Annotated in this window: 23 protein-coding genes; 12 read left to right on the top strand and 11 right to left on the bottom strand. The window is 67.6% G+C overall.

Annotated features, from left to right (window positions below):
* Positions 1–31: 31 nt before the first annotated feature.
* The gene (locus QZ670_RS00940; RefSeq protein WP_294250680.1) at positions 32–430 is read right to left on the bottom strand and encodes a hypothetical protein; all 399 of its coding nucleotides are present in this window, start codon (positions 428–430) and stop codon (positions 32–34) included.
* A gap of 49 nt (positions 431–479) precedes the next feature.
* On the bottom strand, positions 480–1298 hold the full coding sequence (locus tag QZ670_RS00935; protein WP_294250677.1) for a CoA ester lyase: 819 nt from the start codon (positions 1296–1298) through the stop codon (positions 480–482).
* A 51-nt stretch (positions 1299–1349) separates the two neighbouring features.
* On the opposite strand from QZ670_RS00935, the gene QZ670_RS00930 reads away from it, so the two are divergent.
* Genes QZ670_RS00930 through QZ670_RS00920 form a run of 3 tightly spaced genes read left to right on the top strand, consistent with a single transcriptional unit; the run spans position 1350 to position 4641 of the window.
* Positions 1350–2333: an SPFH domain-containing protein gene (locus QZ670_RS00930; protein ID WP_294250674.1), complete on the top strand. Its 984-nt coding sequence runs from the start codon at positions 1350–1352 to the stop codon at positions 2331–2333.
* Complete coding sequence (locus QZ670_RS00925; RefSeq protein ID WP_294250671.1) at positions 2330–2800, top strand: NfeD family protein; 471 nt, start codon at positions 2330–2332, stop codon at positions 2798–2800. Before QZ670_RS00930 ends, QZ670_RS00925 begins: the two co-directional genes overlap by 4 nt.
* A 20-nt stretch (positions 2801–2820) precedes the next feature.
* Entirely contained in the window at positions 2821–4641 is a 1821-nt protein-coding gene (locus tag QZ670_RS00920; RefSeq protein ID WP_294250668.1) for a DUF885 family protein, read from the top strand.
* A gap of 139 nt (positions 4642–4780) precedes the next feature.
* On the opposite strand, the gene QZ670_RS00915 is transcribed toward QZ670_RS00920, so the two are convergent.
* From QZ670_RS00915 to carA, 5 genes are all read right to left on the bottom strand, one after another.
* On the bottom strand, positions 4781–5407 hold the full coding sequence (locus QZ670_RS00915) for a rhomboid family intramembrane serine protease (RefSeq protein ID WP_294250665.1): 627 nt from the start codon (positions 5405–5407) through the stop codon (positions 4781–4783).
* 8 nt (positions 5408–5415) lie between these two features.
* Entirely contained in the window at positions 5416–5892 is a 477-nt protein-coding gene (gene greA, locus QZ670_RS00910) for a transcription elongation factor GreA (RefSeq protein WP_294250663.1), read from the bottom strand.
* Positions 5893–6197: 305 nt separating this feature from the next.
* Positions 6198–9527, bottom strand: a complete 3330-nt coding sequence (gene carB, locus QZ670_RS00905) for a carbamoyl-phosphate synthase large subunit (RefSeq protein WP_294250661.1) — start codon at positions 9525–9527, stop codon at positions 6198–6200.
* Complete coding sequence (locus QZ670_RS00900) at positions 9527–9889, bottom strand: ribonuclease E inhibitor RraB (RefSeq protein WP_294250658.1); 363 nt, start codon at positions 9887–9889, stop codon at positions 9527–9529. Before QZ670_RS00900 ends, carB begins: the two co-directional genes overlap by 1 nt.
* Positions 9886–11049, bottom strand: coding sequence for a glutamine-hydrolyzing carbamoyl-phosphate synthase small subunit (gene carA / locus QZ670_RS00895; RefSeq protein WP_294250656.1), 1164 nt, complete (start codon positions 11047–11049; stop codon positions 9886–9888). The genes QZ670_RS00900 and carA overlap by 4 nt, the downstream gene beginning before the upstream one ends.
* Before the next feature lie 144 nt (positions 11050–11193).
* Between carA and QZ670_RS00890 the strand changes: the two genes are divergently transcribed.
* From QZ670_RS00890 to QZ670_RS00855, 8 genes are all read left to right on the top strand, one after another.
* Positions 11194–11646 carry a GatB/YqeY domain-containing protein gene (locus QZ670_RS00890; protein WP_294250653.1) on the top strand — a complete coding sequence of 151 codons (453 nt, stop codon included), beginning with the start codon at positions 11194–11196 and terminating at the stop codon, positions 11644–11646.
* 112 nt (positions 11647–11758) lie between these two features.
* Positions 11759–12265, top strand: a complete 507-nt coding sequence (locus QZ670_RS00885; RefSeq protein WP_294250650.1) for an endonuclease domain-containing protein — start codon at positions 11759–11761, stop codon at positions 12263–12265.
* Positions 12265–14160: a DNA primase gene (gene dnaG, locus QZ670_RS00880; protein WP_294250647.1), complete on the top strand. Its 1896-nt coding sequence runs from the start codon at positions 12265–12267 to the stop codon at positions 14158–14160. The genes QZ670_RS00885 and dnaG overlap by 1 nt, the downstream gene beginning before the upstream one ends.
* Before the next feature lie 42 nt (positions 14161–14202).
* On the top strand, positions 14203–16230 hold the full coding sequence (gene rpoD, locus QZ670_RS00875) for an RNA polymerase sigma factor RpoD (protein ID WP_294250644.1): 2028 nt from the start codon (positions 14203–14205) through the stop codon (positions 16228–16230).
* A 204-nt stretch (positions 16231–16434) separates the two neighbouring features.
* Positions 16435–17100, top strand: coding sequence for a hypothetical protein (locus QZ670_RS00870; protein WP_294250641.1), 666 nt, complete (start codon positions 16435–16437; stop codon positions 17098–17100).
* A gap of 197 nt (positions 17101–17297) precedes the next feature.
* Positions 17298–18140 carry a MoxR family ATPase gene (locus tag QZ670_RS00865; RefSeq protein ID WP_294250638.1) on the top strand — a complete coding sequence of 281 codons (843 nt, stop codon included), beginning with the start codon at positions 17298–17300 and terminating at the stop codon, positions 18138–18140.
* 74 nt (positions 18141–18214) lie between these two features.
* Complete coding sequence (locus QZ670_RS00860; RefSeq protein ID WP_294250635.1) at positions 18215–19393, top strand: VWA domain-containing protein; 1179 nt, start codon at positions 18215–18217, stop codon at positions 19391–19393.
* Complete coding sequence (locus tag QZ670_RS00855) at positions 19390–20088, top strand: DUF2185 domain-containing protein (protein ID WP_294250633.1); 699 nt, start codon at positions 19390–19392, stop codon at positions 20086–20088. Before QZ670_RS00860 ends, QZ670_RS00855 begins: the two co-directional genes overlap by 4 nt.
* Before the next feature lie 350 nt (positions 20089–20438).
* Here the strand turns inward: QZ670_RS00855 and QZ670_RS00850 are convergent, their stop codons facing one another.
* Complete coding sequence (locus QZ670_RS00850; RefSeq protein ID WP_093292741.1) at positions 20439–20732, bottom strand: Hpt domain-containing protein; 294 nt, start codon at positions 20730–20732, stop codon at positions 20439–20441.
* Positions 20733–20814: 82 nt separating this feature from the next.
* Between QZ670_RS00850 and QZ670_RS00845 the strand changes: the two genes are divergently transcribed.
* Entirely contained in the window at positions 20815–23103 is a 2289-nt protein-coding gene (locus QZ670_RS00845) for a hypothetical protein (protein WP_294250621.1), read from the top strand.
* Positions 23104–23247: 144 nt separating this feature from the next.
* On the opposite strand, the gene QZ670_RS00840 is transcribed toward QZ670_RS00845, so the two are convergent.
* Genes QZ670_RS00840 through QZ670_RS00830 form a run of 3 tightly spaced genes read right to left on the bottom strand, consistent with a single transcriptional unit; the run spans position 23248 to position 26090 of the window.
* The gene (locus QZ670_RS00840) at positions 23248–24303 is read right to left on the bottom strand and encodes a LacI family DNA-binding transcriptional regulator (protein ID WP_294250619.1); all 1056 of its coding nucleotides are present in this window, start codon (positions 24301–24303) and stop codon (positions 23248–23250) included.
* A 28-nt stretch (positions 24304–24331) separates the two neighbouring features.
* A complete protein-coding gene (locus QZ670_RS00835; RefSeq protein ID WP_294250616.1) occupies positions 24332–25363 on the bottom strand; it encodes a cupin-like domain-containing protein in 1032 nt (343 codons plus the stop codon).
* Positions 25356–26090 (bottom strand): SapC family protein, encoded by a 735-nt coding sequence (locus QZ670_RS00830; protein ID WP_294250613.1) that lies wholly within the window; start codon positions 26088–26090, stop codon positions 25356–25358. Before QZ670_RS00830 ends, QZ670_RS00835 begins: the two co-directional genes overlap by 8 nt.
* Between the last annotated feature and the right edge of the window lie 29 nt (positions 26091–26119).

The following is a 26119-nucleotide window of genomic DNA, read 5'->3' as shown; positions in this document are numbered from 1 at the left end:
CGCAAGGGTGCGGATGCGCTAGGGGGGAGCGTCAGGCGTCGATGCGCGGCAGTGCCGGGTAGAGGAGCGCGCGCTCCACCTCCACCTGCCGCCGGATCACCGCGGCGAGCCTGCGCGACGCCGCGACATAGGCCGGCCACTCCGCGACGGCACGCGCCGTGGGCCAGGCGATGGTGTGATCGGTGTAGAACATCCGCATCTCGAGGTTGCCGGCGCGGATCGACTGCACTGCCACCGCACGGGCACCGCCTTCCGCCATTGCGCCATTGAACAGCAGATCCATCGCGCGGCGGCGGGCCGCCACGGCACGGGCTGTCTGGTAGCGGATGCGGGAAAGCGCGGCGACGTCGCAGCAGGGCAAGGCGAGCAGCGCCTCGATCGCGCCGATGGCCTGGAGCAGCGTGCTGTCGAGCTCGTGCAGATTCCCCATACAATAGACATAGAAGAACCGCAGACGCGGCGGTTGCGGGAAGTAGGATTTATTCGGCGTCCCCAGCACGTTGCAGAAGAACGCGGGCTTGCGCCACGTGCATCGCCTCGATCATCCGGTCGCGGAACCGCTCCGCACCACCCTGGGCCGCGGCAAGCAAGGCGCGCGCGTCGGCGATCTCGTCGGCGGTCGCGCCAAAGGCTTTGGCAGCGATCGCGATCTGCCCTGGGTGGATCAGCGTCTTGCCGTCAAAGCCAAGCGCGCGGCCTTCGCGGCATTCGGCGGCAAGCCCCTCTGCATCGGCAAGCGCGTTGAACACGCCGTCAAGCGCCCAGGCGTTTCCGGCACGCGCAGCCAGCACTACCGTCTGCAGCGCCAGCGATAGCCCGCCCCGCCCTGCCGCGGAAGGGATGCCGAGGCTGGACTTCAGGTCGTTCGTGCCGGCGATCAGCCCGGTGACGCCCGGCTGGGCGGCGATGGCCACGGCGGCGAGGACCCCGGCCGGCGTCTCGATCATTGCCAGGATCGGCTTGCCGACTGCCTCGGCGACCCTCACGGCGCAAGCGGCATCCTCCACCTTGGGTACGACGATCAGATCCGCCGCCGAACGGGCGGCAGCGGCAAGATCGGCCTCGTGTTCTGGCGTGTCGACCCCGTTGATGCGGATGGCAGCGATCCGCTCGCCAAAGCCCTCCGCCATTGCCGCGACCGCGGCCTGACGCGCGGCATCCTTGTCCTCGGGCTTCACGGCATCCTCCAGGTCGAGGATCACCATGTCGCAATCGAGCGTCCGCGCCTTGGCGATCGCACGCGCATTCGATGCGGGCAGGAACAGGGCGGTACGGGGAGCGAGAGCCATGCTGGTCATCGCGCCTCTCTATGCTAGCACTAGGCCCCATTGCGAGGGGAGTCGGGGCGTATGGACGTGCTTTTCGTGTTTCTGGCCGGTCTGGTGGCACTGGTGCTGTTCTACCTGCTGGTCAGCGTGAAGATCGTGACCCAGGGCTATCAGTACACGATCGAGCATTTCGGCCGCTTCACCACCGTCGCCGCGCCCGGCTTCAACTTCTACCCCGCCTTTTTCTACCGTGTCGGCCGCAAGGTGAACATGATGGAACAGGTGATCGACATTCCGGGACAGGAGATCATCACCAAGGACAATGCGATGATCTCCACCGACGGGGTGGTGTTCTTCCAGGTGCTGGATGCCGCCAAGGCCGCCTATGAGGTGTCGGACCTCTATGTCGCGCTGCTCCAGCTGACCACGACGAACCTGCGCACCGTGATGGGGTCGATGGACCTGGACGAGACGCTGTCCAAGCGCGACGAGATCAACGCGCGGCTGCTCTCGGTGGTCGACCATGCAACGACGCCCTGGGGGGTGAAGATCACCCGCGTCGAGATCAAGGACATCCGCCCGCCCGCCGACATCGTCAACGCGATGGGCCGCCAGATGAAGGCCGAGCGCGAGAAGCGCGCCAACATCCTCGAGGCCGAGGGCAGCCGCCAGTCGGAGATCCTGCGCGCCGAGGGGCAGAAGCAGGCGCGGATCCTGGAGGCCGAGGGGCGCCGCGAATCCGCCTTCCGCGACGCCGAGGCTCGCGAGCGCGCCGCCCAGGCCGAGGCGGAGGCGACCCGGCTGGTCTCCGACGCGATCGAGTCCGGCAGCGCCCAGTCGCTCAACTATTTCATCGCGCAGAAATATGTCGAGGCGGTCGGCAAGTTCGCCACCTCGCCCAATGCCAAGACGATCCTGTTCCCGGTCGAGGCGACCCAGCTGATCGGCACGCTGGGCGGTATCGGCGAACTCGCCAGGGACGCGCTGTCCGGCGGCGCACCCAAGCCCCCTGCTCCGCCAGCGCCCCCGGCCCGCCGTCCGGGCCCGTTCGACCAGCAGGATTGATCGCAGCGTTGGACTGGCTGCAGCACCCGCCCCTGCTCTGGTTGATCGCCGCGGTGACGCTGGGGATTGCCGAACTGGTGGTGCCGGGCGTGTTCCTGGTGTTCCTCGCGGTGGCAGCCGCGATCATGGGCGCGCTGGCCCTGCTGTTCCCGGACCTACCGCTTGCCGGGCAGCTACTCGGCTTTGCCGGCTGGTCGGCCGTTGCGGTGCTGATCGGCAAACGCTGGTATCACGACTTTCCCGTGCAGAGCGCCGATCCGCTGCTCAACGATCGGATCGCGCGGCTGGTCGGCGAGGTCGTCACCGTCGTCGAGCCGGTGAGCGACCATGGCGGCCGGGTGCGGGTCGGCGACGGCGAGTGGCCGGCGCGCGGACCCGATGCCCCCATCGGCGCCCGCGTTCGGATCACCGGCGCCACCGGCGCGACGCTGCGGGTCGAGCCGCTTCCCACCCTTCCCCAGAAATGAAAAAGATCGAGGTCGAATTGATGCAACCTACCCGTCGCGACGTGCTGCTCGGATCGAGCGCCCTGCTCGCCACCTCCGCGGCGGCGCGCCCCGCGCTTGCCGCCGCGCCCGCCGCCGAAGCGCAGGCCCAGGCGCTGATCGACCGCACCGCCGAGGCGCTGCTCGTGCTCAACCCGGAAGGCGCGACCGGTCTCGGCATCGACAAGGGTGCGCGGGCCGCGCTCAAGCACAAGCTCGGCGACCGCACCCCGGCCGGCGTCGCCAAGATGGCGGCACACCTCAAGGCAACGCTCGCCGAAATCGAACGGATCGACGTGAACGCGGTCAGCCCCGAGATGCGCGTCCATCTCGACGTAATCCAGACGGCTTACGAAAACGGCCTCAAGGGCATGGCCTTCCCCTATGGCGATGTCGCGGTGGGGAGCTGGCGCAACACGCCGTACGTCGTGATCCAGAATGTCGGCGCCTATATCGACGTGCCGAAGATGCTCGACAGCGATCATCAGATCGCCACGCGCGACGATGCCGATGCCTATTGCGACCGGCTCCAGGCCTATGCCGGTGCGCTCGACGGCGAGACCGTGCGGCTGCAGCAAGCCGCAAGCGTCGGCGTGATCGCGCCGGATTTCCTGCTCGACAAATGCCTCAAGCAGATCCGGCTTGCCCGCAGCGGCGATCCGGCCAAATGGGACGTGGTGACCTCGCTCGCCAAGCGCACCACCAAGATGCCGGGCGGGTACGAGGCCCGTGCGACCAGGATCGCCGCCGAGCAGATCGCCCCCGCGCTCGACCGCCAGATCGCCGAGCTGGAGAAGCAGCGCGCCCGAGCGACCTCCGACGCGGGCGTGTGGAAGTTCAAGGACGGCGACGCCTATTATGCCTGGGCACTGAGCGCCGGCACCACCACGACCATGTCGCCGGACGAGGTCCATGCGATGGGCAAGGCGCAGCTCGCCGAGCTGCAGGCCGAGATGGACACGATCCTCAAGACGCTTGGCTACACCCAGGGTTCGGTCGGTGCGCGGATGCGCGGGCTGGCCACCGACAAGCGCTTCGCCTTCCCCGAGAACGACGCGGGCCGCGCCGAGATCATTCAGATCCTGCAGAAGAGCATCGACGACATGCGCACCCGCATGCCGCAGGCCTTCCACACGCTGGTCCCCGGCAATGTCGAGGTGAAGCGCATTCCCATCGTCGAGGAGGAAGGCGCGGCGGGTGCCTATGGCGGCCCCGGCACGATCGACGGCAAGGTGCCCGGCCGCCTCTGGGTCAATCTGCGCTCGACCGGCATCTGGACGCGGTTCAGCCTGCCCGACCTCGCCTATCACGAGGCGATCCCCGGCCATGCCTGGCAGGGCGAATACACGTTCAAGATGCCGCTGATCCGCTCGCTGCTGCAGTTCAACGCCTATTCCGAAGGCTGGGCGCTCTATGCCGAGCAGCTGGCGGACGAGCTGGGCGTCTATGCCGCGAACCCGGCGGCGAAGCTGGGCTACCTCCAGTCGCTGGGCTTCCGCGCTTGCCGGCTGGTGGTCGACAGCGGGCTCCATGCCAAGCGCTGGACGCGCGAACAGGCGATCCGCTGGTTCGTCGAGGCCAACGGCTCGTCCGAGGACGAGGTGCAGGGCGAGGTCGATCGCTACTGCTCCTGGCCGGGCCAGGCCTGCGGCTACAAGGTGGGCCACACCGCGATCAACCGGCTGCGCACGCACGCCAAGACCGCGCTCGGCGACAGGTTCGACTTCCGCGCCTTCAACGACGCGCTGCTGCTCGGCGGCAACGTGCCGATGACGGTGCTCGGCCATGTGATCGACCGGCACATCGCGCAACGGAAAGCGTAAAGCCCTCCCCTCCATTGGTCATCCCGGCGAAAGCCGGGACCCATTGGGGTCACCGCTGCGGCTCTTGCTGATAGGAAGAGGGCGACTAGATCCCGGCTTTCGCCGGGATGACGGCTGAAAAGGCTGGCGCTCGACGCGCCTACGCGTGGCGCCAGCGCCAGAGCAGCATCGGCCGGGCGAGCGCCAGGCCTAGCAGGAAGCCGCCGATATGCGCCCAGATCGCGACGGTCACGCCGCCCTGGAGGAAGGCAAAGCCCATCAGCAGGTTGACGCCCACCCAGGCCGCAGCGAGCCAGGCGATGTGCACCACCTGCGCCGGGATCGGCCCGATCGCCTTGGCGCGCTGGCGGCCGTAGAGCAGCGAATAGGCACCGACCACCGCCGAACTCGCCCCGCTCGCCCCGATCATCGGCGCGGTCGACATCGGTCCTGCCAGCCACTGCGCGCCGCACGCGGCATAGGCGCCGATCAGGTAGAGCGTCACCAGCCCCTTGGCGCCGATCGCCCGCTCGGCCTCACGCCCGGTGAAGCCGAGCATCAGCATGTTCATGCCGAGATGGGCGAGGCCGCCATGGATCAGCGCCGAGCTGAGCGGGGTCACCCATACCGGCACCACCGGCCCCGGCAGGATCAGCCCGCCGGAAAGCCGCGCCGGGATGAACCCCGCCGCATACTGGATCTGCGCCGCATTGGGCGCGAAATTGGCGATCAGGCTCACCGCCACCGTGACGGCGACGATCACCGTCGTGGCGCTGAACGTCCGCATCGCAGGCCTCAGATGAATTCGACCTTCGAAACCAGATAATAGCGGTCGCCCGCCGGCACCGACACCTCGACCTCTTCGTCGACCTTGCGCCCGATCAGCGCCCGGCCGATCGGCGAGTTGTACGAAATGCGGCCCTTGCTGGCATCCGCCTCGGTCTGGCCGACGATCTGATACTTCACCGGCTTGTCGTCCTCGTCGAGCAGCGTCACGGTCGCGCCGAACACGATCTTGTCGCCCGAAAGCTCCTTGGGATCGATGATTTGGGCGCGGCTCAGCTTGTCCTCGATGTCGGCGATGGTCGCCTCCACCTGGCCCTGGCGCTCCTTGGCGGCGTGGTATTCGGCGTTTTCGGAGAGATCGCCATGGGCGCGCGCTTCCTCGATCGCGTCCACGATCAACGGCCGCTCGGCCTTCAGCCGCTTCAGCTCCTCGCTGAGCTTCTGATAGCCTTCCGCCAGCATCGGCATCTTCTCGACGGTCGCCATAACGCCCTTGTCCTTCAATACGCCCCCGGTACCGACCGTCGCCCGAAAACGACGTCCGCACACTTACATCGGTTGGGGAAATCCATTGTGCGAACGCGAATAGTAAGTCGCGGCACGAAAAACATCAAGGCGGGGGGCAGAAATGCAATAAATTGCCGTACACCCAAAGCTTTCGCCCCCCTCCCGCTTGCGGGAGGGGTGGGGGGAGGGATCGACGTGGAAGAAACGCTGAACCGTCTCAGCCCCTCCCCTAGCCCCTCCCGCAAGCGGGAGGGGAACGCAGCCCCCTCCCCCACGCGGCAAACTCACCCCCGCGAGGCGAAATACGCCTGGATCGGCTGCACCTCGATCGGGTTGCTCCGCATCGCCGCGATCGCCCGCGCCGCCGCGACGCTGCCCGGGGCCGTGGTAAAGTACGGCACCTTCTGCGCCAGCGCCGAGGCGCGGATGCTCATCGAGTCCTTGAGCGACTGCCAGCCTTCGGTAGTGTTGAAGATCAGCGCGACGTCGCCGTCCTGGATACGGTCGACGATGTGCGGGCGGCCCTGCGCCACCTTGTTCACCGTCTCCACCGCGATGCCCTCGGCCGCCAGGAACTCTGCCGTGCCGCTGGTCGCGATGATCTTGAAGCCGAGATCGGCGAGGATCTTCACCCCCGGCAGCACCACCGCCTTGTCGCCCTGCTTGACGCTGACGAATACCGTGCCGCCGTCGGGCAGCACCGTGCCCGCGCCGAGCTGCGACTTGGCGAACGCCGTCGCGAAGTCGCGATCGATGCCCATCACCTCGCCGGTCGACTTCATCTCGGGCGAGAGCACCGGGTCGACCCCCGGGAAGCGCGCCCAGGGGAACACCGCTTCCTTGACCGCGATATAATCGATGTCGCGGTCGATGACCGGCAGGTTCGCCAGCTTCTCGCCCGCCATCACGCGGCTGGCGATCTTGGCGATCGGCGCGCCGATCGCCTTGGCGACGAACGGCACCGTGCGGCTGGCGCGCGGGTTAACCTCGATCAGATAGACCTCGCCGTCCTTGACCGCGAACTGGATGTTCATCAGCCCCTTGACCTTGAGCGCGCGCGCCAGTGCCACGGTCTGGCGCTCGATCTCGGCGATGATCTCGGCAGGCAGGCTGTAAGGCGGGATCGAGCAGGCGCTGTCGCCCGAATGGACGCCGGCTTCCTCGATATGCTGGAGCACGCCCGCCACGACCACATCGGTGCCGTCGGCGATCGCGTCCACGTCCACCTCGATCGCGTCGCGCAGATACTGGTCGATCAGCACCGGCGAGTCGCCCGAGACCTGCACCGCGGTCTGGATATAGTCGTCGAGCTGCTGGAGGCTGTCGACGATCTCCATCGCCCGGCCGCCCAGCACATAGCTCGGCCGCATCAGCACCGGATAGCCGATCCGCTCGGCCACCCGCACCGCCTCGTCGCGGCTGCGCGCAATGCCGTTCGCAGGCTGCTTGAGACCCAGCTTGGCGACGAGATCGGCGAAGCGCTCGCGGTCCTCGGCCAGGTCGATCGCGTCGGGGCTGGTGCCGAGGATCGGGATGCCCGCATCCTCCAGCGCCTTGGCGAGGTTGAGCGGGGTCTGGCCGCCGAACTGGACGATCACGCCGACCAGCTCGCCCTTCGACTTCTCGACCTCGAGGATCTCGAGCACGTCCTCGGCGGTCAGCGGCTCGAAATAGAGCCGGTCCGAGGTGTCATAGTCGGTGCTCACCGTCTCCGGGTTGCAGTTGACCATGATCGTCTCATAGCCCGCATCGGCCAGCGCGAAGCAAGCGTGGCAGCAACAATAGTCGAACTCGATCCCCTGCCCGATCCGGTTCGGACCGCCGCCGAGGATCACCACCTTGCGGGCGGAGCTCGGCTCGGCCTCGTTCTCGGGCTCGCCGAAGCTCGGCGCCTCATAGGTCGAGTACATATAGGGCGTCTTCGCCTCGAACTCGGCCGCGCAGGTGTCGATCCGCTTGAACACGGGCCGCACGCCCAGCCGGTGGCGCAGCTTGCGCACCTCGGCCTCGGTCACCCCGCCGGAGATGGCGTTGGCCACCTCGCCGATCAGCCCCGAGCTGCGCGCCATGACTTCGCTGCCCGCGCGGAGGTTGACCGACTTGAGCGCCAGATAGGCCAGCCGCTTGTCGCTGAAGCCCATCGCCTTGAGGCGGCGCATGCCGGCCGCGTCCTGCGGCAGGCCGTTGGTGGCGACGTCCTTCTCGGCGTCGAGGATCTCGGCGATCCGCTCGAGGAACCAGGGGTCGTAGCTGGTGAAGCGCTGGACGTCCTTCAGGCTGAAGCCCTCGCGCATCGCCTGGGCGGCGATCAGCAGCCGGTCGGGCGAGCGGACGGTCAGCGCCGCCTCGATCACGTCGCGCGGCGCGCCGACCAGCCGGTCGACATCGTTGAAGCCGCTGAGGCCGGTCTCGAGACCGCGCAGCGCCTTCTGGAGCGATTCGTGAATCGAGCGGCCGATCGCCATCACTTCGCCGACCGACTTCATCGCCGTGCCCAGCACCGCCTCGGCGCCCTTGAACTTCTCGAAGGCGAAGCGCGGGATCTTGGTGACGACGTAATCGATCGTCGGCTCGAAGCTCGCCGGCGTGGCGCCGGTGATATCGTTGTCGATCTCATCGAGCGTATAGCCCACCGCCAGCTTGGCGGCGACCTTGGCGATCGGGAAGCCGGTCGCCTTGGAGGCGAGCGCCGAGGAGCGGCTGACGCGCGGGTTCATCTCGATCACGATCAGGCGGCCGTCCTTCGGATTGACCGCGAACTGCACGTTGGAACCGCCGGTCTCGACGCCGATCTCCCGGAGACACGCGATCGATGCGTTGCGCATGATCTGGTATTCCTTGTCGGTCAGCGTCAGCGCCGGCGCGACGGTGATCGAATCGCCGGTGTGCGTCCCCATCGGATCGATATTCTCGATCGAGCAGACGATGATGGCATTGTCGTTCCGATCCCGGACGACCTCCATCTCATATTCCTTCCAGCCGAGCAGCGATTCCTCGATCAGCACCTCGGTGGTCGGCGACAGGTCGAGGCCTGAGCGCACGATCGCGATGAATTCCTCGCGATTATAGGCGATGCCGCCGCCCGAGCCGCCCATGGTGAAGCTGGGGCGGATGATCGCCGGCAGCCCGACATAGTCGAGTGCGGTCAGCGCCTCGGCCTCGGTATGCGCGATCGCCGAGCGGGCGCTTTCGAGCCCGATCTTGGTCATCGCGTCCTTGAACTTCAGCCGGTCCTCGGCCTTGTCGATCGCATCGGCATCGGCGCCGATCATCGTCACGCCGAACTTCTCCAGCGTGCCGTCGCGGAACAGGGCGAGCGCTGTGTTGAGCGCGGTCTGGCCGCCCATCGTCGGCAGGACGGCGTCGGGCCGCTCCTTCTCGATGATCTTGGCGACGACCGCGGGGGTGATCGGCTCGATATAGGTCGCGTCGGCCAGCTCGGGATCGGTCATGATCGTCGCCGGGTTCGAATTGACCAGGACGATGCGATAACCCTCTTCCTTCAGGGCCTTGATCGCCTGCGTGCCCGAATAATCGAACTCGCACGCCTGACCGATGACGATCGGGCCGGCGCCGATGACGAGGATGGAGGAGATGTCGGTGCGCTTGGGCATCAGTGTTTCATTCCAGTTTCTGCGACGCAGCCCCAGCCGTCATATTCCAGGCCGAAATACGCCTCTATCCGCAGGCAAAGCTCGGTTAGAGCGCGTATCGATGCTTCGTCGGTGCGTTGTTCTCGTTCAAGGAAGAGCCAGAGGCCTCCGTCTTCGCTTCGCTCGTCACCCAGCACGGTGAAACCCAGCTCTTCCGCAGCCTCTTCGAGCGCGGCAAGCGCCTTGCCCGAGCCGTGGAAGCTGACGTCCACGGGGCGGGAAATCGCCGGGTTGTCGCCGTTGGCAGCGAGACTCTGCAGCACGTCCTGATCCTGCGCCCATTCTTCCTCGAAGCGGGCGGGATCGAACGGCGGCAGGTTCACGCCATCATCCACACGAACCGCTCGAACAGATAGAGGCTGTCCTGCGGGCCCGGGCTGGCCTCCGGGTGGTATTGCACGCTGAACGCCGGACGGTCGGTGAGCTCGATGCCGGCGTTGGAGCCGTCGAACAGCGACACATGCGTCTCGCGGGCATTGGCGGGCAGGCTCTCGCGCTCGACGGCGAAGCCGTGGTTCATGCTGGTGATCTCCACCGCGCCGTCTTCCAGCCGCTTGACCGGATGGTTGGCGCCGCGATGGCCCTGGAACATCTTGGTGGTCTGCGCCCCCACCGCGAGGCCGAGCAGCTGGTGGCCGAGGCAGATGCCGAACAGCGGCTTGCCGGTCTCGAGCAGCTGGCGGATCACCGGCACGGCATATTCGCCGGTCGCCGCCGGATCGCCCGGGCCGTTGGAGAGGAAGAAGCCGTCCGGGTTGAACGCCATCACCTGCTCGAAGGTCGCGGTGGCGGGCAGCACGGTCACGTCCGCGCCGGCCTGCACCAGATTGCGGAAGATGTTGCGCTTGGAACCATAGTCGATCGCGACGACCTGCGGGCGCTTGGTCTGCGGGCGGCTGGTGTCATAGCCGGCGCCGAGCTTCCACACGCCGCCTTCCCAGCCGAAATGCGTCTCGCACGACACGGTGATGGCGAGGTCCATGCCCTCCAGCCCCGGCCAGCCGCGCGCCTTCTCCAGCAGCGCGTCGAGGTCGAACTTGCCCTCCTTCGAGTGCGCGATCACGCCGTTCGGCGCGCCGCCCAGCCGGATGCGGCGGGTGAGCGCGCGGGTGTCGATGCCCGACAGGCCGATCCGCTTGTGCTTCACCATCCAGGCATCGAGATGCTCGGTGCTGCGGAAGTTCGACGGCTCGGTCACGTCCTGGCGGACGATCATGCCCAGCGCATGGGGATCGTCGGCCTCGATGTCGTCGGGGTTGGCGCCGACATTGCCGATGTGCGGGAAGGTGAAGTTGATGATCTGACCGGCGAAGCTCGGGTCGGTCATGATCTCCTGATAGCCGGTCATCGCGGTGTGGAAGCACACCTCGCCGACGGCATCGCCTTCGGCACCGAATCCTCGACCCCACAATATCTCGCCGCTCGCCAGAACCAGAACGCCCGTGGCTCCAACGGGCATGGACAAGGGTTTGGCGTCGGCCATTTGGGGCGGGCACTCCTGCTTTGGGTTTTGCGATGTTGCTAAGGGCCGCCCGCTAGACCCCATGGGCGGGTGCGTCAATCTGTTAAGTTTTGTGGCATTCGGCTATGTCTCCGCGCTTTCCCGGACAAGATCGAGAGACCACGAATGATTCGCGACGACATCAAGGCTGCGCTGGTGACCGCCATGAAGGGCGGCGACAAGGCGTCGACCGCCACGATCCGCCTGATCCAGAGCGCGATCAAGAATCGCGACATCGAGGCCCGTACCGGCAAGGCACCCGAGGACGACGACGTGCTGGTCGTCGAGGTGCTGCAGAAGATGGTCAAGCAGCGCCGCGAATCGATCGAGATGTATGAGAAGGGGGGACGGCAGGAACTCGCCGACGCCGAGGCCGCCGAAGTGGTGGTGATCGAACGCTTCCTGCCCACGCAGATGAGCGAGGCGGAGACGACCGCGGCGATCGAGGCGATCAAGGCCGAGTTGGGCGCGTCGGGCATGAAGGACATGGGCCGGGTGATGGCCGAGCTGAAGGCGCGGCATGCGGCGCAGCTCGACATGAGCAAGGCGAGCGCGCTGGTGAAGGCGGCGCTTTCCTGACGATCACAACCTGCGCTCCCCTTCCGCTTGCGAGTTTCAGGTGCGATCATGCCCCCGGCATGATCTAAACGATGCGGGGCATCGTTTACCTGAAACTGGGTCGGGGGAGGGAATGGAACCAGGCACCCACGCCCGCCACATGCGAAACAACCCCACGGATGCCGAACTGGCGCTGTGGCAAGCGTTGAGCGCGCGGAAAGTTGGCGGAGTGCGGTTCAACCGGCAGGTGAAGGTCCCGCCCTATGTATGTGATTTCGTGGCGCGGAGTTTGAAGCTGGTCGTCGAGGTTGATGGCGGGCAGCATGCAGTGAACGCCGCAGAGGACGCGCGACGGACGCGATATCTGGAAGCGAAGGGGTATCGCGTGGTGCGGTTCTGGAACAACGACGTGCTCGGCAATTTGGGCGGCGTGGTCGCCGAGATAGAGCGGGTGATCGCGACGATGGCGCAGGCGCGGCCATCGCGACAGCCAGTACCAAGCGACGCCGTCCCCTCCCCCAACCCCTCCCGCAAGCGGGAGGGGAGCGATGGAGCCGAAGCGTCGCAGCCTGCGCACCCCTTCCGCTTGCGGGAGGGGTCGGGGGAGGGGCTGAGCAAGCGCCCCCGGGGTAACAGGTAATGTCCCTCACCCCCGCCTTCCTCGACGAGCTCCGCGCCCGCACCACGCTCTCCACCCTCATCGCCAAGTCGGTGAAGCTGCAGCGCGCGGGCAAGGAGTTTCGCGCCTGCTGTCCGTTCCACAACGAGAAGACCCCCAGCTTCTACGTCAACGACGACAAGGGTTTCTACCATTGCTTCGGCTGCGGGGCGCATGGCGATGCGATCCGCTGGATGACCGACCAGCGCGGCCTGCCCTTCATCGATGCGGTGAAGGAGCTGGCGCAGGCCGCCGGGCTCGACATGCCCGAACAGGACCGCCGCGCCGCCGAAAAGGCCGAGCGGGCCAAGGGCCTGCACGAGCTCATGGGCGAGGCCGCCACCTGGTTCACCGAGCGCCTCAACGGCATCGAAGGCGCCGAGGCCCGCGCGGTGCTCCAGCGCCGCGGCATCACGCCGGAGACCGCCCGCAGCTTCGGCCTGGGCTTCGCACCCGATTCGCGCGGCAAGCTCAAGGAAGCGCTCAAATCCTACGGCGATCCGATGCTGGTCGAATCCGGCATGCTGATCGCCGTCGAGGGCAAGGAGCCGTACGACCGGTTCCGCGGCCGGCTGATGATCCCGATCCGCGACGTGCGCGGCCGGACGATCGCGTTCGGCGGCCGCATCATCGGCGACGGCGAACCCAAATACCTCAACTCCCCCGAGACCCCGCTCTTCGACAAGGGCCGCACGCTCTACAATCTCGATCGCGCCCAGGCCGCCGCGCGCAAGGCCGACCGGGTGATCGCGGTCGAGGGCTATATGGACGTGATCGCGCTCGCCCAGGCCGGGTTCGGCGAGGTGGTCGCCCCGCTCGGCACCGCGCTGACCGAACACCAGCTCGAGCGGCTTTGGCGGCTGTCCGAAGTCCCCCTGCTCTGCTTCGACGGCGACAGCGCCGGGCAGAAGGCCGCGCTGCGTGCCGCCCATCGCGCACTGCCCATGCTCGCGCCGGGCCGCAGCCTCGCCTTCGTCACCCTGCCCCAGGGCCTGGACCCGGACGACCTCGTCCGCGCGCAGGGCCCCGCCGCGTTCGAGGCGCTGCTTGCCCGCCCCGAGCCGCTGGTCGATCGCCTCTGGGCAAGCGAAGTCGCCGCCGGTCCGCTCGATACGCCCGAGCAGCGCGCCGGCCTCAAGCGCCGCCTCACCGAACTTGCTGAGCAAATTCAAGACCCGAACGTAAAGCACGAATATATCGCGGAATTCCGCACCCGCGCCGACCAGCAGTTCGGCCGCGGCCCGCGCGAGTTCCGCAAGGACCAGCGCGGCCCCGCCCCTGCCCGTCCGCAGCAGCGCGGCAGCCGCAACGCCCGCGGCGGCTGGCAGCCGCCCGAGGCCCCGCCGTCACACTTGATCAAGGGCGTGCAGGCGAGCGGGCTCGATCCCATCTTGGCACGCGCGGTCCTCGCCGGGCTCATCCGCCACCCGGTCGAAATCGCCCGGCACATGGAGATCCTGGGGAGTCTGCGTAGTGCGTCGGGGGCACTCGGCCGGCTATTCGAAGCCGTTGTCGAGGTGGCGCTCACCAATCCGGCGTCGCGTCAGCTTGATAGCGAGGATTTCCTCACCATATTAGCATCGTCCGGTTTCGATTCAGTGGCAAGCGAGTTGCTCCGCGCAGACACGCTCCCCTTCTCCTTCACGCGGCCCGCGGCCGACGTGGCGAAGGCGCGCGAGGATCTGGGCGAGGCGATCGCGGTGATGGCGGCGCAGCCCGCCGTCGACGTGGCGCTCGCCGAGGCGACCGCTGCCCTGATGCGCGACGGCACCGAGGAAGCGTTCGCCCGCCAGGTGGCGCTTTCACGGCAACGGCAGGAGCTTCAGGATCGGCTTGCCAATCTGATGCTTGCGGAAGACGGCGTTTTTGAGGAATAGAGGCGGTGTAAAATTGCCGCCATCTGAGTTTCGAGGGATTTGATGGCGAAGGCGAACATGGCAGACGTCACCGACACGACCGACACGAGTGACGCGCCGCTGATCGATCTGAACGAAGGTTCGATCAAGAAGCTGGTCGCGCGTGCGAAAAAGCGCGGCTACATCACCGTCGACCAGCTCAACGAGATGCTGCCCCAGGACCAGATGTCCTCGGAGCAGATCGAGGACGTGATGGCCGCGCTCAACGACATGGGCATCAACGTCGTCGAGAACGAGGACGCGGGCGAGGATGCCGAGACCGAGGACGACTCGGCGGACGACGCCGAGACCGCGGACAGCAACGACGATTCCGCACCCGCCTTCGAGATCGCGAAGAAGAAGGAAACCGTCGATCGCACCGACGATCCGGTGCGCATGTACCTGCGCGAGATGGGCGCCGTCGAGTTGCTCAGCCGCGAGGGCGAAATCGCCATCGCCAAGCGCATCGAGGCCGGCCGCGACACGATGATCCTGGGGCTCTGCGAGTCGCCGATCACGTTCAATGCGATCATCGGCTGGTCGACCGCCCTCAACGAAGGCACGATGCAGCTGCGCGAGATCCTCGATCTCGACGCCATGCTCTCCAAGGGTCCGTCGGCCGAGCAGGTCGAGGGTGCCGAGGACGACAATGGCGAGATCAGCGAATCGAGCACCGGCCCGAGCTTCAAGGAAGAGGAAGAGCCGGAGGAGGTCGCCTCGGACGACGATGACGAGCTGACCGAGCGCCGCGCCCGCCGTCCGTCCGATGACGAGGAGGAGGACAACACCCTCTCGCTCGCCCAGATGGAAGAGCAGCTGAAGCCCCAGGCGCTCGAGAAGTTCGCCAACATCACCGCGATCTACAAGAAGTTCGGCAAGGTCCAGCAGCAGCGGCTCGACACCATGTCGGCCGGCGAGGATTTCCCGGCGGCAGAAGAGAAGAAGTACAACAAGCTCCGCGAGGAGCTGACCGCCGAGGTGGAGAGCGTCCAGTTCCACCAGGCGAAGATCGAGTATCTCGTCGACCAGCTCTACAGCTTCAACCGGCGCCTGACGGCACTGGGCGGCCAGATGCTGCGTCTCGCCGAGCGCCACAAGGTCAGCCGCAAGGACTTCCTCGATCGCTATGTCGACCACGAGCTCGACGAGAACTGGCTGCCCACGGTGGTCGGTCTCGACAAGAAGTGGAAGGCGTTCGTCGAGAACGAGGGCAGCTCGGTCGATCGCATCCGCACCGAGATGAGCGAGATCGCCCAGCAGACGGGCATGACGCTCACCGAGTTCCGCCGCATCGTCAACATGGTGCAGAAGGGCGAGCGCGAGGCACGCATCGCGAAGAAGGAGATGGTCGAGGCCAATCTCCGCCTCGTGATCTCGATCGCCAAGAAGTACACCAATCGCGGCCTGCAGTTCCTGGACCTCATCCAGGAGGGCAATATCGGCCTGATGAAGGCGGTGGATAAGTTCGAATATCGGCGCGGCTACAAGTTCAGCACCTATGCAACCTGGTGGATCCGCCAGGCGATCACCCGCAGCATCGCCGATCAGGCGCGCACCATCCGCATTCCGGTGCACATGATCGAGACGATCAACAAGCTGGTCCGCACCAGCCGCCAGTTCCTCCACGAGCAGGGCCGCGAGCCCACGCCCGAGGAAATGGCGGAGCGCCTGAGCATGCCGCTCGAAAAGGTGCGCAAGGTGATGAAGATCGCCAAGGAGCCGATCAGCCTCGAAACGCCGATCGGCGACGAGGAAGACAGCCATCTCGGCGATTTCATCGAGGACAAGAACGCGATCATCCCGGTCGACGCGGCGATCCAGGCGAACCTCAAGGAAACGGTCACCCGCGTCCTGGCGAGCCTCACCCCGCGCGAGGAGCGCGTGCTGCGTATGCGCTTCGGCATTGGCATGAACACCGATCACACGCTGGAAGAAGTCGGCCAGCAATTCTCGGTGACGCGCGAGCGCATCCGCCAGATCGAGGCCAAGGCGCTCCGCAAGCTCAAGCACCCGAGCCGCAGCCGCAAGATGCGCAGCTTCCTCGACCAGTAAGCGCATCGGCCACGAACAGGAACAACGGCTCCGGGCATCCCCCGGGGCCGTTTTCTTTTGGGACAAGGATGCGTGGGGAGCCGAAATCCTGTCTTTCAAGATTAATTTTGGCGTAACCATCTTTCTATGCGCTTCGGTATGGTCGCTGTGCGATCCCCTCCGGACCGGCCGATGGCGGGCGGCACTGTCCAGATGAGGAAGGTCATGCTCGTGGATACCGCACCGATGGAGCATTTGTCGGGCGCTTGGGGCCCGATGGGCGCACTGGCAGGGACCGACGGCAGTGCCCGCCACCTCCATCTGCGTGCGCTGCGCGCCGACGCCCTGCCCCGCCGCGATCTGGCGGACGCGGTCCACCACATTGCGCGCCTCCATGGCCGCCATCCGGGGCTGGTCGACTATGCCGCCGGCCATGGACGTCACCCGATCGAATGCGAGTGGCTCGAGGCCGCCGCCGATGCCTTCGTCGCCGAGCGCGCCTATCTCGTCCGCCTTGTCGCCGCTGTCGGTCCCCTACCCAGTACGCCGGGCCATGCCGAGAGCGAAGCCGCCGCCGCAGCGCAGCGCCACGCGCTCGACATGCTCGCCCAGTCCGATCGCGCCGGCTGCGCGACCGGCGCGGCGATCGCGCTGGCGATCGAATGGGTGGCGATCCGTGCGGTGCTCGACCGAGCCGCGACCAGCTTCGGGGTCGACCCCAGGCCCGCAAGCCTGCCGATCCCCGAGGAAACGGTGAGCGTGGTCGACGCCCTCGCCCGCGAGGCGGCGCATGAGCGCGCGATGCTGTTCGGCGCACAACAGGTCTTCGCCCAGCATCGCGGGCTGTGGGACCTGCTCGAAGCCCGTGCCGGCGCCCGCAGCCGGGGCTGACCCCCGCCACATCACCATCGTCATCCCCGCGAAGGCGGGGATCCATTGGCGCTGAAGCCGCGGCTCTCTCCCCCAGCGCCCTGGCAAATGGATTCCCGCCTTCGCGGGAATGACGGCAAAAAGGGGGGAACCAATGCCCTCCCCCTGCCCCTCGGGATGGGTTGCATCCCGCCACCGTTCGGCCCACCTTCATGCCCATGCGCTTCGAAGGTACCCAGAGCTATGTCGCCACCGCGGACCTGAAGGTCGCGGTCAATGCCGCCGTCACGCTGCGGCGCCCGCTGCTGGTCAAGGGCGAGCCCGGCACCGGCAAGACCGTGCTCGCCACCGAGATCGCCAAGGCGGTGAACGCCCCGCTGATCGAGTGGAACGTCAAGTCGACCACCAAGGCGCAGCAGGGCCTCTACGAATATGACGCGGTGGCGCGGCTGCGCGACGGCCAGCTCGGCGACCCCCGCGTCCACGACATCGCCAACTATATCCGCAAGGGCAAGCTGTGGGAGGCGTTCACCAGCCCCACCCTGCCCGTGCTGCTGATCGACGAGATCGACAAGGCCGATATCGAGTTCCCGAACGACCTGCTCCAGGAGCTCGATCGCATGGAATTCCATGTCTACGAGACCGGCGAGAATGTCCGCGCCGCCGAGCGCCCGATCGTCGTCATCACCTCGAACAACGAGAAGGAGCTGCCCGACGCCTTCCTGCGCCGCTGCTTCTTCCATTACATCAAGTTCCCCAATCGCGACACGATGCAGGCGATCGTCGACGTCCATTTCCCCGGCATCCAGAAGCTGCTCGTCTCCCGCGCGATGGACCTGTTCTACGAGATCCGCGAAGTGCCCGGCCTCAAGAAGAAGCCCTCGACCAGCGAGCTGCTCGACTGGCTCAAGCTGCTGCTCCATGAGGAAATGCCGCTGGAAGTGCTCCAGTCGCGCGATCCCAGCAAGGCGATCCCGCCGCTCCACGGCGCGCTGCTCAAGAACGAGCAGGACGTGATGCTGTTCGAACGGCTCGCCTTCATGGCGCGGCGGCAGCGCTGACGATGCGCCCGGCCGACGCCCTCCGGCGCCTAACGTAATGGACGGGCTCCACCCCCTGGGCGTAGGTTAGCGCCATGTTCCTCGCCTTTCTCGACGAACTGCGCGCCGCGGGCATCCCTGCCAGCCTCAAGGAACATCTGCTGCTGCTCGAAGCGCTCGACGCGCAGGTGATCGAGCCCACCCCCGAAGCCTTCTACTTCCTCGCCCGCGCCACCTATGTGAAGGACGAGGGGCTGCTCGACCGCTTCGACCAGGTCTTCGCCAAGGTCTTTCAGGGGATCACCAGCAATTACGGCGTCGCGCCAGCCGAGATCCCCGAGGAATGGCTCCGCGCGATCGCCGAGAAATATTTGACCGACGAGGAAAAGGCGCAGATCGAGGCGATCGGCTCGTGGGAGAAGCTGATGGAGACGCTCCAGCAGCGGCTGAACGAGCAGCATGAGCGCCACCAGGGCGGCAGCAAGTGGATCGGCACCGGCGGCACCTCGCCCTTCGGCAATGGCGGCTACAATCCCGAGGGCGTGCGGATCGGCGGCGAAGGCAAGCATCAGCGCGCGGTGAAGGTGTGGGAGGCGCGCGACTATCGCAACCTCGATTCCACCCGCGAGCTCGGCACCCGCAACATCAAGGTGGCGCTGCGCCGCCTCCGCCGCTTCGCCCGCGAAGGCGCGGCGGAAGAGCTTGACATCGACGGCACCATTGCCGGCACCGCGCGGCAGGGCTGGCTCGACGTGAAGATGCGGCCCGAGCGGCACAATGCGGTCAAGCTGCTGCTCTTCCTCGACGTCGGCGGGTCGATGGACCCCTTCGTCAAGCTCTGCGAGGAGCTTTTCTCGGCGGCGACCAGCGAGTTCAAGAACCTCGAATTCTTCTACTTCCACAACTGCCTCTACGAAGGCGTGTGGAAGGACAATCGCCGCCGCTTCACCGAGCGCACCCGCACCGCCGACCTGCTCCACAAATATGGCCAGGATTACAAAGTGATCTTCGTCGGCGACGCGTCGATGAGCCCCTATGAGATCACCCAGGTCGGCGGCTCGGTCGAGCATCTGAACGACGAGCCCGGTGCCACCTGGCTCCAGCGCGTGACCGACACCTGGCCGGCCACCGTCTGGCTCAACGTGCTGCCCGAGGCGCAATGGGGCTATTCGCACTCGATAACGATGATCCGCGAACTGATGCGCGATCGCATGTATCCCCTCACGATCGCAGGGATCGATGCGGCGATGCGCGAGTTGAGTAAAAAGCGATGACTACGATCCGCGACATGCTCCACCGTTGGCGCCGGCGCCTGTTCGGCAGCTACACGATCGCCGATCCCCGGCCGATGGCCGAGGCCGCGCCCTATACCTTCTTCCTGCCCAGCGAGAACGAGGTGCTGGCGCTGCGCCCGGGCGACCTCGCCAAGCTGATCTTCCAGTCCGCCCCGCCCTCGCGCGACTATGCCGCCGAGCGGATGTGGGTGGAGATCACCCGCGCCGAGGGCGAGAAGCTGTGGGGCCGGCTCGACAATGTGCCGCTCGACATCCCCCAGCTCCGCCCCGGCCGCGAGGTGGCGTTCCGCCGCGGCGACGTGATCGACCTGCGCTGGGGCGAGGACCGCCCGGTCCGCCCGCCCTCGGCCCCGGCGCGGCGCCACTATGACGCGCGCTGCCTGGTCGACAGCTGCGTGCTCGAACAGGGCGCGGCGGTCCATTATCTCTACCGCGAGCTGCCGCTGCCCCCGAGCGTCGGCGATGCGCCCGACAGCGGCTGGCGCATTCGCGGCGACTATCGCGGGCTGGAAGACGAGGCGATCGGCGCCCGCGCGATCGAATGCGTGGCGCTTGGCCGGGTGCTCAACATCGACGACAGCTGGGTCCACCTGATCGATGCGCCCACCGGCTCGGCCTATGTGCGGAACTGGGAGAAGGATGTGTTCGAGCCGGAGTCTGCCGCGGCGGATTGAGGCGCGGTGATCGGAAGGTGTCCGCTACACCTAGTAGCGGACATAGTCTTGCACTGATAACCTACTCGGATGAACTGGCCGGCTCTCGTCATCGCCGCAATCTGTGGTGGATTGCTATGCTTTGGATTCGGGACAGGCACTATGCCGTTCCCCGTGTTGGGGGGCTCGAGCACTGATCGAGTCGACAACCCTCGGGAGTTCTGGATTCTAGCCGCTCTGTACGGGGTTCTGATTGCTCTTTCGCTCAGCGCGTTCGTTGGAGTGCTGCGCTAACTGCGGAGAGCCCCCTTTCCACCCAGTTTGAACCGTTCGACGATCCGCCGGAACGTACCGCCTGAGACCCCAGCGGCTCAAAGCTTCTCCACCGCCTTATCGATCCGGCGCAGCAACGCGCCGTCCTGGGCGCTGCGGCGCACCGCCTCTTCGGCCAGGCCCATGAGGCTGGTCGCGCCGAAGCTGCCGGCCAGGCTCTGTAGGCGCAGTGCTGCGCCGGCCCATTGCTCGGCGCCCTTGGAGGTCTTCATCATGTCGACCGAACGGTTGACGCTTTCGAGAAATGCGTCGCGCAGTTCGGCGATCAGCGCGGGGTCGTCGCCCACGGCGGCGGCAAGGCTCGTATCGATTGCACCGGGATCATAGGCCATGCAGGAACCCTAGTACGCGATCGTTAACCGTTCGTTGCCAACCCGGTCTTGGTCCGCGCGGCAAAGCTGGTACAGTGGCCCGATGACTGGGGGCTCCACCGCTGAATCCGCCGTATCGTTCGACACCCACGCCGCCGAGCCGCCCGTGCTGGCGGAAAGCCTGGTGATCGACGACCCCGCGCCCGTTGCACCCGACGCGCCGATCGAGGCGCCGCGCCTCGGCTGGATCCTCACCCTGCTCGCGGTCGCGGCCGGGGTCGGCGCGACCTATGGCATGGCGAGCCTCGCGCTGCCCGCCTGGGACGAGCCGCTGAGCAACTTCCAGCGCGTCCAGCTGCTCGCCTCGCTCTGCGTGCCCGCCGCAGTGGTCGCGCTGCTCTACCTGATCGCGGTGCGCACCAGCACCGCCGAGGCGCGCCGCCATGCCTATACTGCCCAGGCGATGCGCGTGGCGGCCGAGGAACTCGAAGCGCGCACCGCCACGCTCACCGATCGCCTCCTCGCTCAGCACAATGCCCTCGCCGAACAGGAAACCAACCTCTCGATACTGAGCGAAGCCGCTGCCGAGCGCCTCGCCCATGCCGCCGCCAGCGCGCAGCGCCAGGCGGAGACGGTCGCCGCGAGCACCCAGCAGCTGAGCGCCGTGACCAGCGCCGCCGAACACAGCGTCTCCGTCATCCTCGCCTCGTTGCCCAAGGCGCACGAGGAGATGCGCGGATTGGCGGACCGCGTCGACCAGGCCGGGCTCCAGGCGGGCCAGACCGCCGCCGCACTCGACATCCAGCTCACCGTGCTCGCCGAGCGCGGCCGCGAGGCTGATCGCATCGCCGGGGGCGCCGCCGAGCGGCTCGCCGCGCATATCGCCCGGATGGAGGCGACCAGCGAGGCCGCCAGCAGCCGGCTCGAACAGGTGACCGACCAGATGTCGGCGCAGGTCGATGCGGTACTCGATCGCGCCGCCGCCGCCATCGACCAGTCGCGCCAGGGCATCGCCGCGCAGGGCGACGCGATGCTGGCGATGCTCGGTGCCAACCAGGCCGCGCTCGAACGCGCCACCGAGGACAGCAGCGCCGCGATGGCGCAGCGCATGGCGCTGATCGAGGATGCGATCATCCGCATCTCGTCGCGGCTCAGCGAGGAGCAGCGGCGCGGCGACGCGCTGTTCGCCCGCCTCTCCGAAGGCGCCGCCAATTTCGACTCCGAGCTGGAGGTCCTCCACGCCGCCGGCACCCGCCGCACCGAGGCGCTGGCCGCCGCGATCCATGGGCTACACCAGTCGATGGACGGCATGACCCAGTCTATGCGCACCGGCGAAGGTACCGCGCGCGAGGTGATCGCCACCGCCGAGAATTTGCTGACCGCGCTTGACGCCGCCGCGCGCGAACTCGACGAGACCATGCCTGCCGCGCTCGGTCGCCTCGATGAGCGGATCGACGCCACCCGCAAGCGCATCGCCGCCTCCAAGCCCGAGCTGCTCGGCCTCGTCACCGCCGCCGAGACCACGCACGATGCGGTGGCGGGGATCGCTGCCTCGGTCACCCACCAGCAGACTGCGCTCGAACGCGGCCGCGCCGCGCTCGCCGAGACGCTGGCGACCGCCGCCGACCAGGCCGAAACGCTCAGCCGTGCGGTCGACGGCGCGATCCTCCACGCCAGGAGCTTCACCAGCGACGCCGCGCCCGAGCTGATCGAGACGCTGCTCCGCGTCCGCGACAGCGCCAACAAGGCCGCCGACCATGCCCGCGAGGCGATCGACGGCATCGTGCCCGCGGTCAACCGCGTGCTGCAGGAGGCCACCGACCAGGTGATCGAGCATGCCGTGGAGCTGTCGGTCCGCCGTCAGGTCGAGACGCTGACCAAGGCCGCCGACGCCGCGATCGGTGCCGCCGCCCGCGCCGCCGAGCATCTCCGCGCGCAGATGTCCGTGCTGGAAGAAGCCAACCAGCTCGCCGAAACGCGCATCACCGAGGCGCAGGACGCGCAGGAACGCGCCGACAGCGACGGCTTCGCCCATCGCATGGCGCTGCTGATCGACGCGCTCCACTCGACCTCGATCGACATCGCCAAGACCTTCTCGACCGAAGTGACCGACGGTGCCTGGGGCGCCTATCTCAAGGGCGATCGCGGCGTGTTCACCCGCCGCGCGGTGCGCCTGCTCGCCCCCCACGAGGCGCGCGAGATCCACCGGCTGTACGAGCATGACGGAACGTTCCGCGAGAACGTCCATCGCTATGTCCATGATTTCGAGACGATGCTGCGCCAAGTGCTGAGCCTGCGCGACGGAAATCCGCTGGCGGTGACCCTTCTCTCGTCCGACGCGGGCAAGCTCTACGTCGCGCTCGCCCAGGCGATCGAGCGGCTGCGCAACTGAGGGTCGGGGGGCTGCAACGCCCCCCCAAGAGCCGTCATCCCGGCGAAGGCCGGGATCCAGACGCCTCTCGCTATCGGCAGGAGCCGCAACGGTGACCCCAATGGATTCCGGCTTTCGCCGGAATGACGGGACTGGTGGTGGCCCCTACCGCGCCGGCGGGCGGCGGGTGGAGTCGCGGACGATTAGCGTCGACGGCAGCACCACCGGCTCGGCCGAGGCAGGCGCACGGCCGGCGCACGCATCGATGATCCGCTCGACCGCCTTGGCGGTGATATCGGCGATCGGCTGCGACACCGCGGTCAGCGCCGGGCTGGCGAACCGCACGATCGGCGTGTCGTCGAAGCTGACCAGCGACACGTCCTCGGGCACTCTCAGCCCCCGCCCCCGCACCGCCGCCATGGTCGCCAGCGCGGTCTGGTCGTTGGCGGCGATCACCGCGGTCACGTCCGCCCGGTCGAGCAGCGTGCGCGCCGCGATCAGCCCCGCCTCATAGGAGAAGTCGCCGGTCTCGAGCAGCCCGTCCGACGACAGCCCCGCCGCCGCCATCGCCGCACGCCAGCCCTCGACGCGCCACGCGCTCAGCTCATATTCCGCCGGCCCCGCGATGAACCCGACGCGCCGGTGCCCCAGCGCCAGCAGATGCTCGGTCGCCAGCCGCGCGCTGCCGCGATCGTCCTGCACCAGCATATGCCCCGGCCCCTCGGCGACCGAGCCGATCCGGGCGATCTCGATCCCCTTTTCGGCAAGTAGCTTGAGGATCACCGGGTTCTGCGAATGCGGCGGGGTGAGGATGGCGCCGTCGGGCTGGAGCGCGGCGATCGCGGCGGAGATTTCGCGCTCGATCTGGTCGCTCTGGGTGTCGACCAGCTCGACGATCATCCGATAGCCGTGCGCCGCGCAGGCGAGCATGCCGCCGAGCAGCATCTGGTCGACCCAGTCGCGCCCCTCGCGCGCGCGCCAGTCGGCGATGGTCCGCTCGCGATCGTTGAGCGCGAGGATCAGATAGGAGCGCGACCCGCTCATCCGCTGCGCCGCGAGCGAGGGCACATAGCCGAGCTTGGCGATCGACGCCTGCACACGGTGGAGCATCTCCGGCCGCACGCCGGGCTCCTTGTTGATGACGCGGCTCACCGTCTGCAGCGAGACGCCGGCATCGGCCGCGACATGGCGGATCGTCACGGACTGGCGCCTACGAGACATGCAACTTCCTCTCCTGCATCGTTTTTGCCTAGCGGCTGAGCTGGCGCAACAGATAGGCGCGCAGCTGCCCCGCCGTTTCGGGGGTGAGCGGATCCAGAATGCCGCGGCCGCCCTCAGGGATATGCGCGGTTACCGCCGCGCCGGGGGCAAAGACATAATGATCGAACACCTGCCGCCAATGCGCCCGCTCCGCCGCCGGCAGGTCGCGGATCGCGAGCAGCGCCGCCAGCAGCGCGTCGCCCGGCTCGGCGAGCCATGACGGCCGCGTCCGCCACCAATAGTTGATCATCACGTTGAAGCCGTCGAGCGCCTCGACATGGTGCCACCAGAGGCTGGGGACGCGCAGCGCGTCGCCAGGTGCCAGCACTACGGTGCGGGCATGGCGCAGCGCCTCGCGGAACCTGGGGAAACGCGCGAAATCGGGTGCGTGGAATTCTACCATGCTGATCGCACGGCCGCCCGGCGTGTTGTCGAGCGGGCCGGGATAGAGGTTGGCGAACTGGTCCGGCGGGAACAGCGTGAAGCGGCGATGGCCGACCGCGGTGCAGACGAGATTGTCGGGCTCGTCGCAATGCGCGGCGACGCGCGTGGCGGTGCCGATCCAGATCGTCGCGGCGAGGCCGTCGCGCGGGCCCAGCGGCATCGGATTGGCCTCGGCCAGGCCGGGGAAGAAGCGCGGCACGTCGGTGGAAGCGATGTAGCGGAGCGGCGCGTCCGCCTGCCCCTCGTCGGCTTCCATCGCGGCGAAGATCTGGCCGATCCGCGCGCGGCGGGTGCGGTGGTTCATCGCCATCGTGTCGTCGTAGAAGATCCGCGCGCCGGCACCGCGCGTGCCCTCGGCATAGGTGAGGTCGGTATCACGCGCGAAGCCGGCGAGATAGGCGCGGGTGGCCGCCGCACCCTTCCCGCCCTCGGCGACCAGCGGCCAGTCGGCGACCAGCCCGCGCACGACGAACGGCTCGGCCGAGGCGGCGAGCGCATGGTCGAGCGCCCAGCAATCGGCCGCCGGAATCTCGGGCACGGGTCGCAGTCCGTCAAACAGGTCGGCGGGATCAGGCATCGGCACCCCGGCGCTGGAGTCGCCCGATCAGCAGCGGCAGATTGGCGAGCGAGGCCAGCGCCATGGTGATCGGCAGCAGATGGCCGTCGCGGTGCAGCTCGCCCAGCGCCTCGCCGTCGAGCGCGGCGAACCGCTCCTCATGGATGCCGTGGAAGTCGACGATCTGCCGGGCATTGCCCTCGGCATCGTCGAAGCGAATCGAGACGGGTTCCAGCAGGTCATGCCGCTCCAGCGCGTCGAAGAAATCGGGCGCGGCGCGGTAGCCGTGATCGAGCTGGGCGAGCCCATCGAGTACGGCGGAGAGATAGGTGCTCGGCGTACCGTCGTCCTCGAACAGCGGCGACGCCTCGGCATAGCCGGGATCGCCCGGCGCTAGCACGCGCGGGCTCGCCGCCGAGAGATGGAGCTGCGGCACGTCGCCACCCGCCGGCGGCGGACCGATCAGGAACGGACGCGTCGCCATCGCCAGCGGCAGATAGGGCGCGTCCCAGCAATCGCCCTCCAGATAGAGATTCTCCTCGGGCGCGAAGCCGAACAACGCGACCGCCTGGAACCCGTCGCGCGCGGCGGTGCGCTGGAACAGGATCGGATAGGCGTTCTGCACCTGGCGGAACTCGCCCGGCACGACGAGGCAGAGCTGGAGGGCATCGCCGAGCGCGGCGCCGCGTCGCCGGTCGATGCGGACCGCACGGTGATCGTCGATGGTCACGAGCTGTTGGTCGTTCATGTGTGGCAATCCCCGTTCCCCGCCCGCGG

This window comes from uncultured Sphingomonas sp., from assembly GCF_913774285.1.
GTDB lineage: Bacteria > Pseudomonadota > Alphaproteobacteria > Sphingomonadales > Sphingomonadaceae > Sphingomonas.
This window is presented reverse-complemented; position numbering and strand designations above follow the sequence as displayed.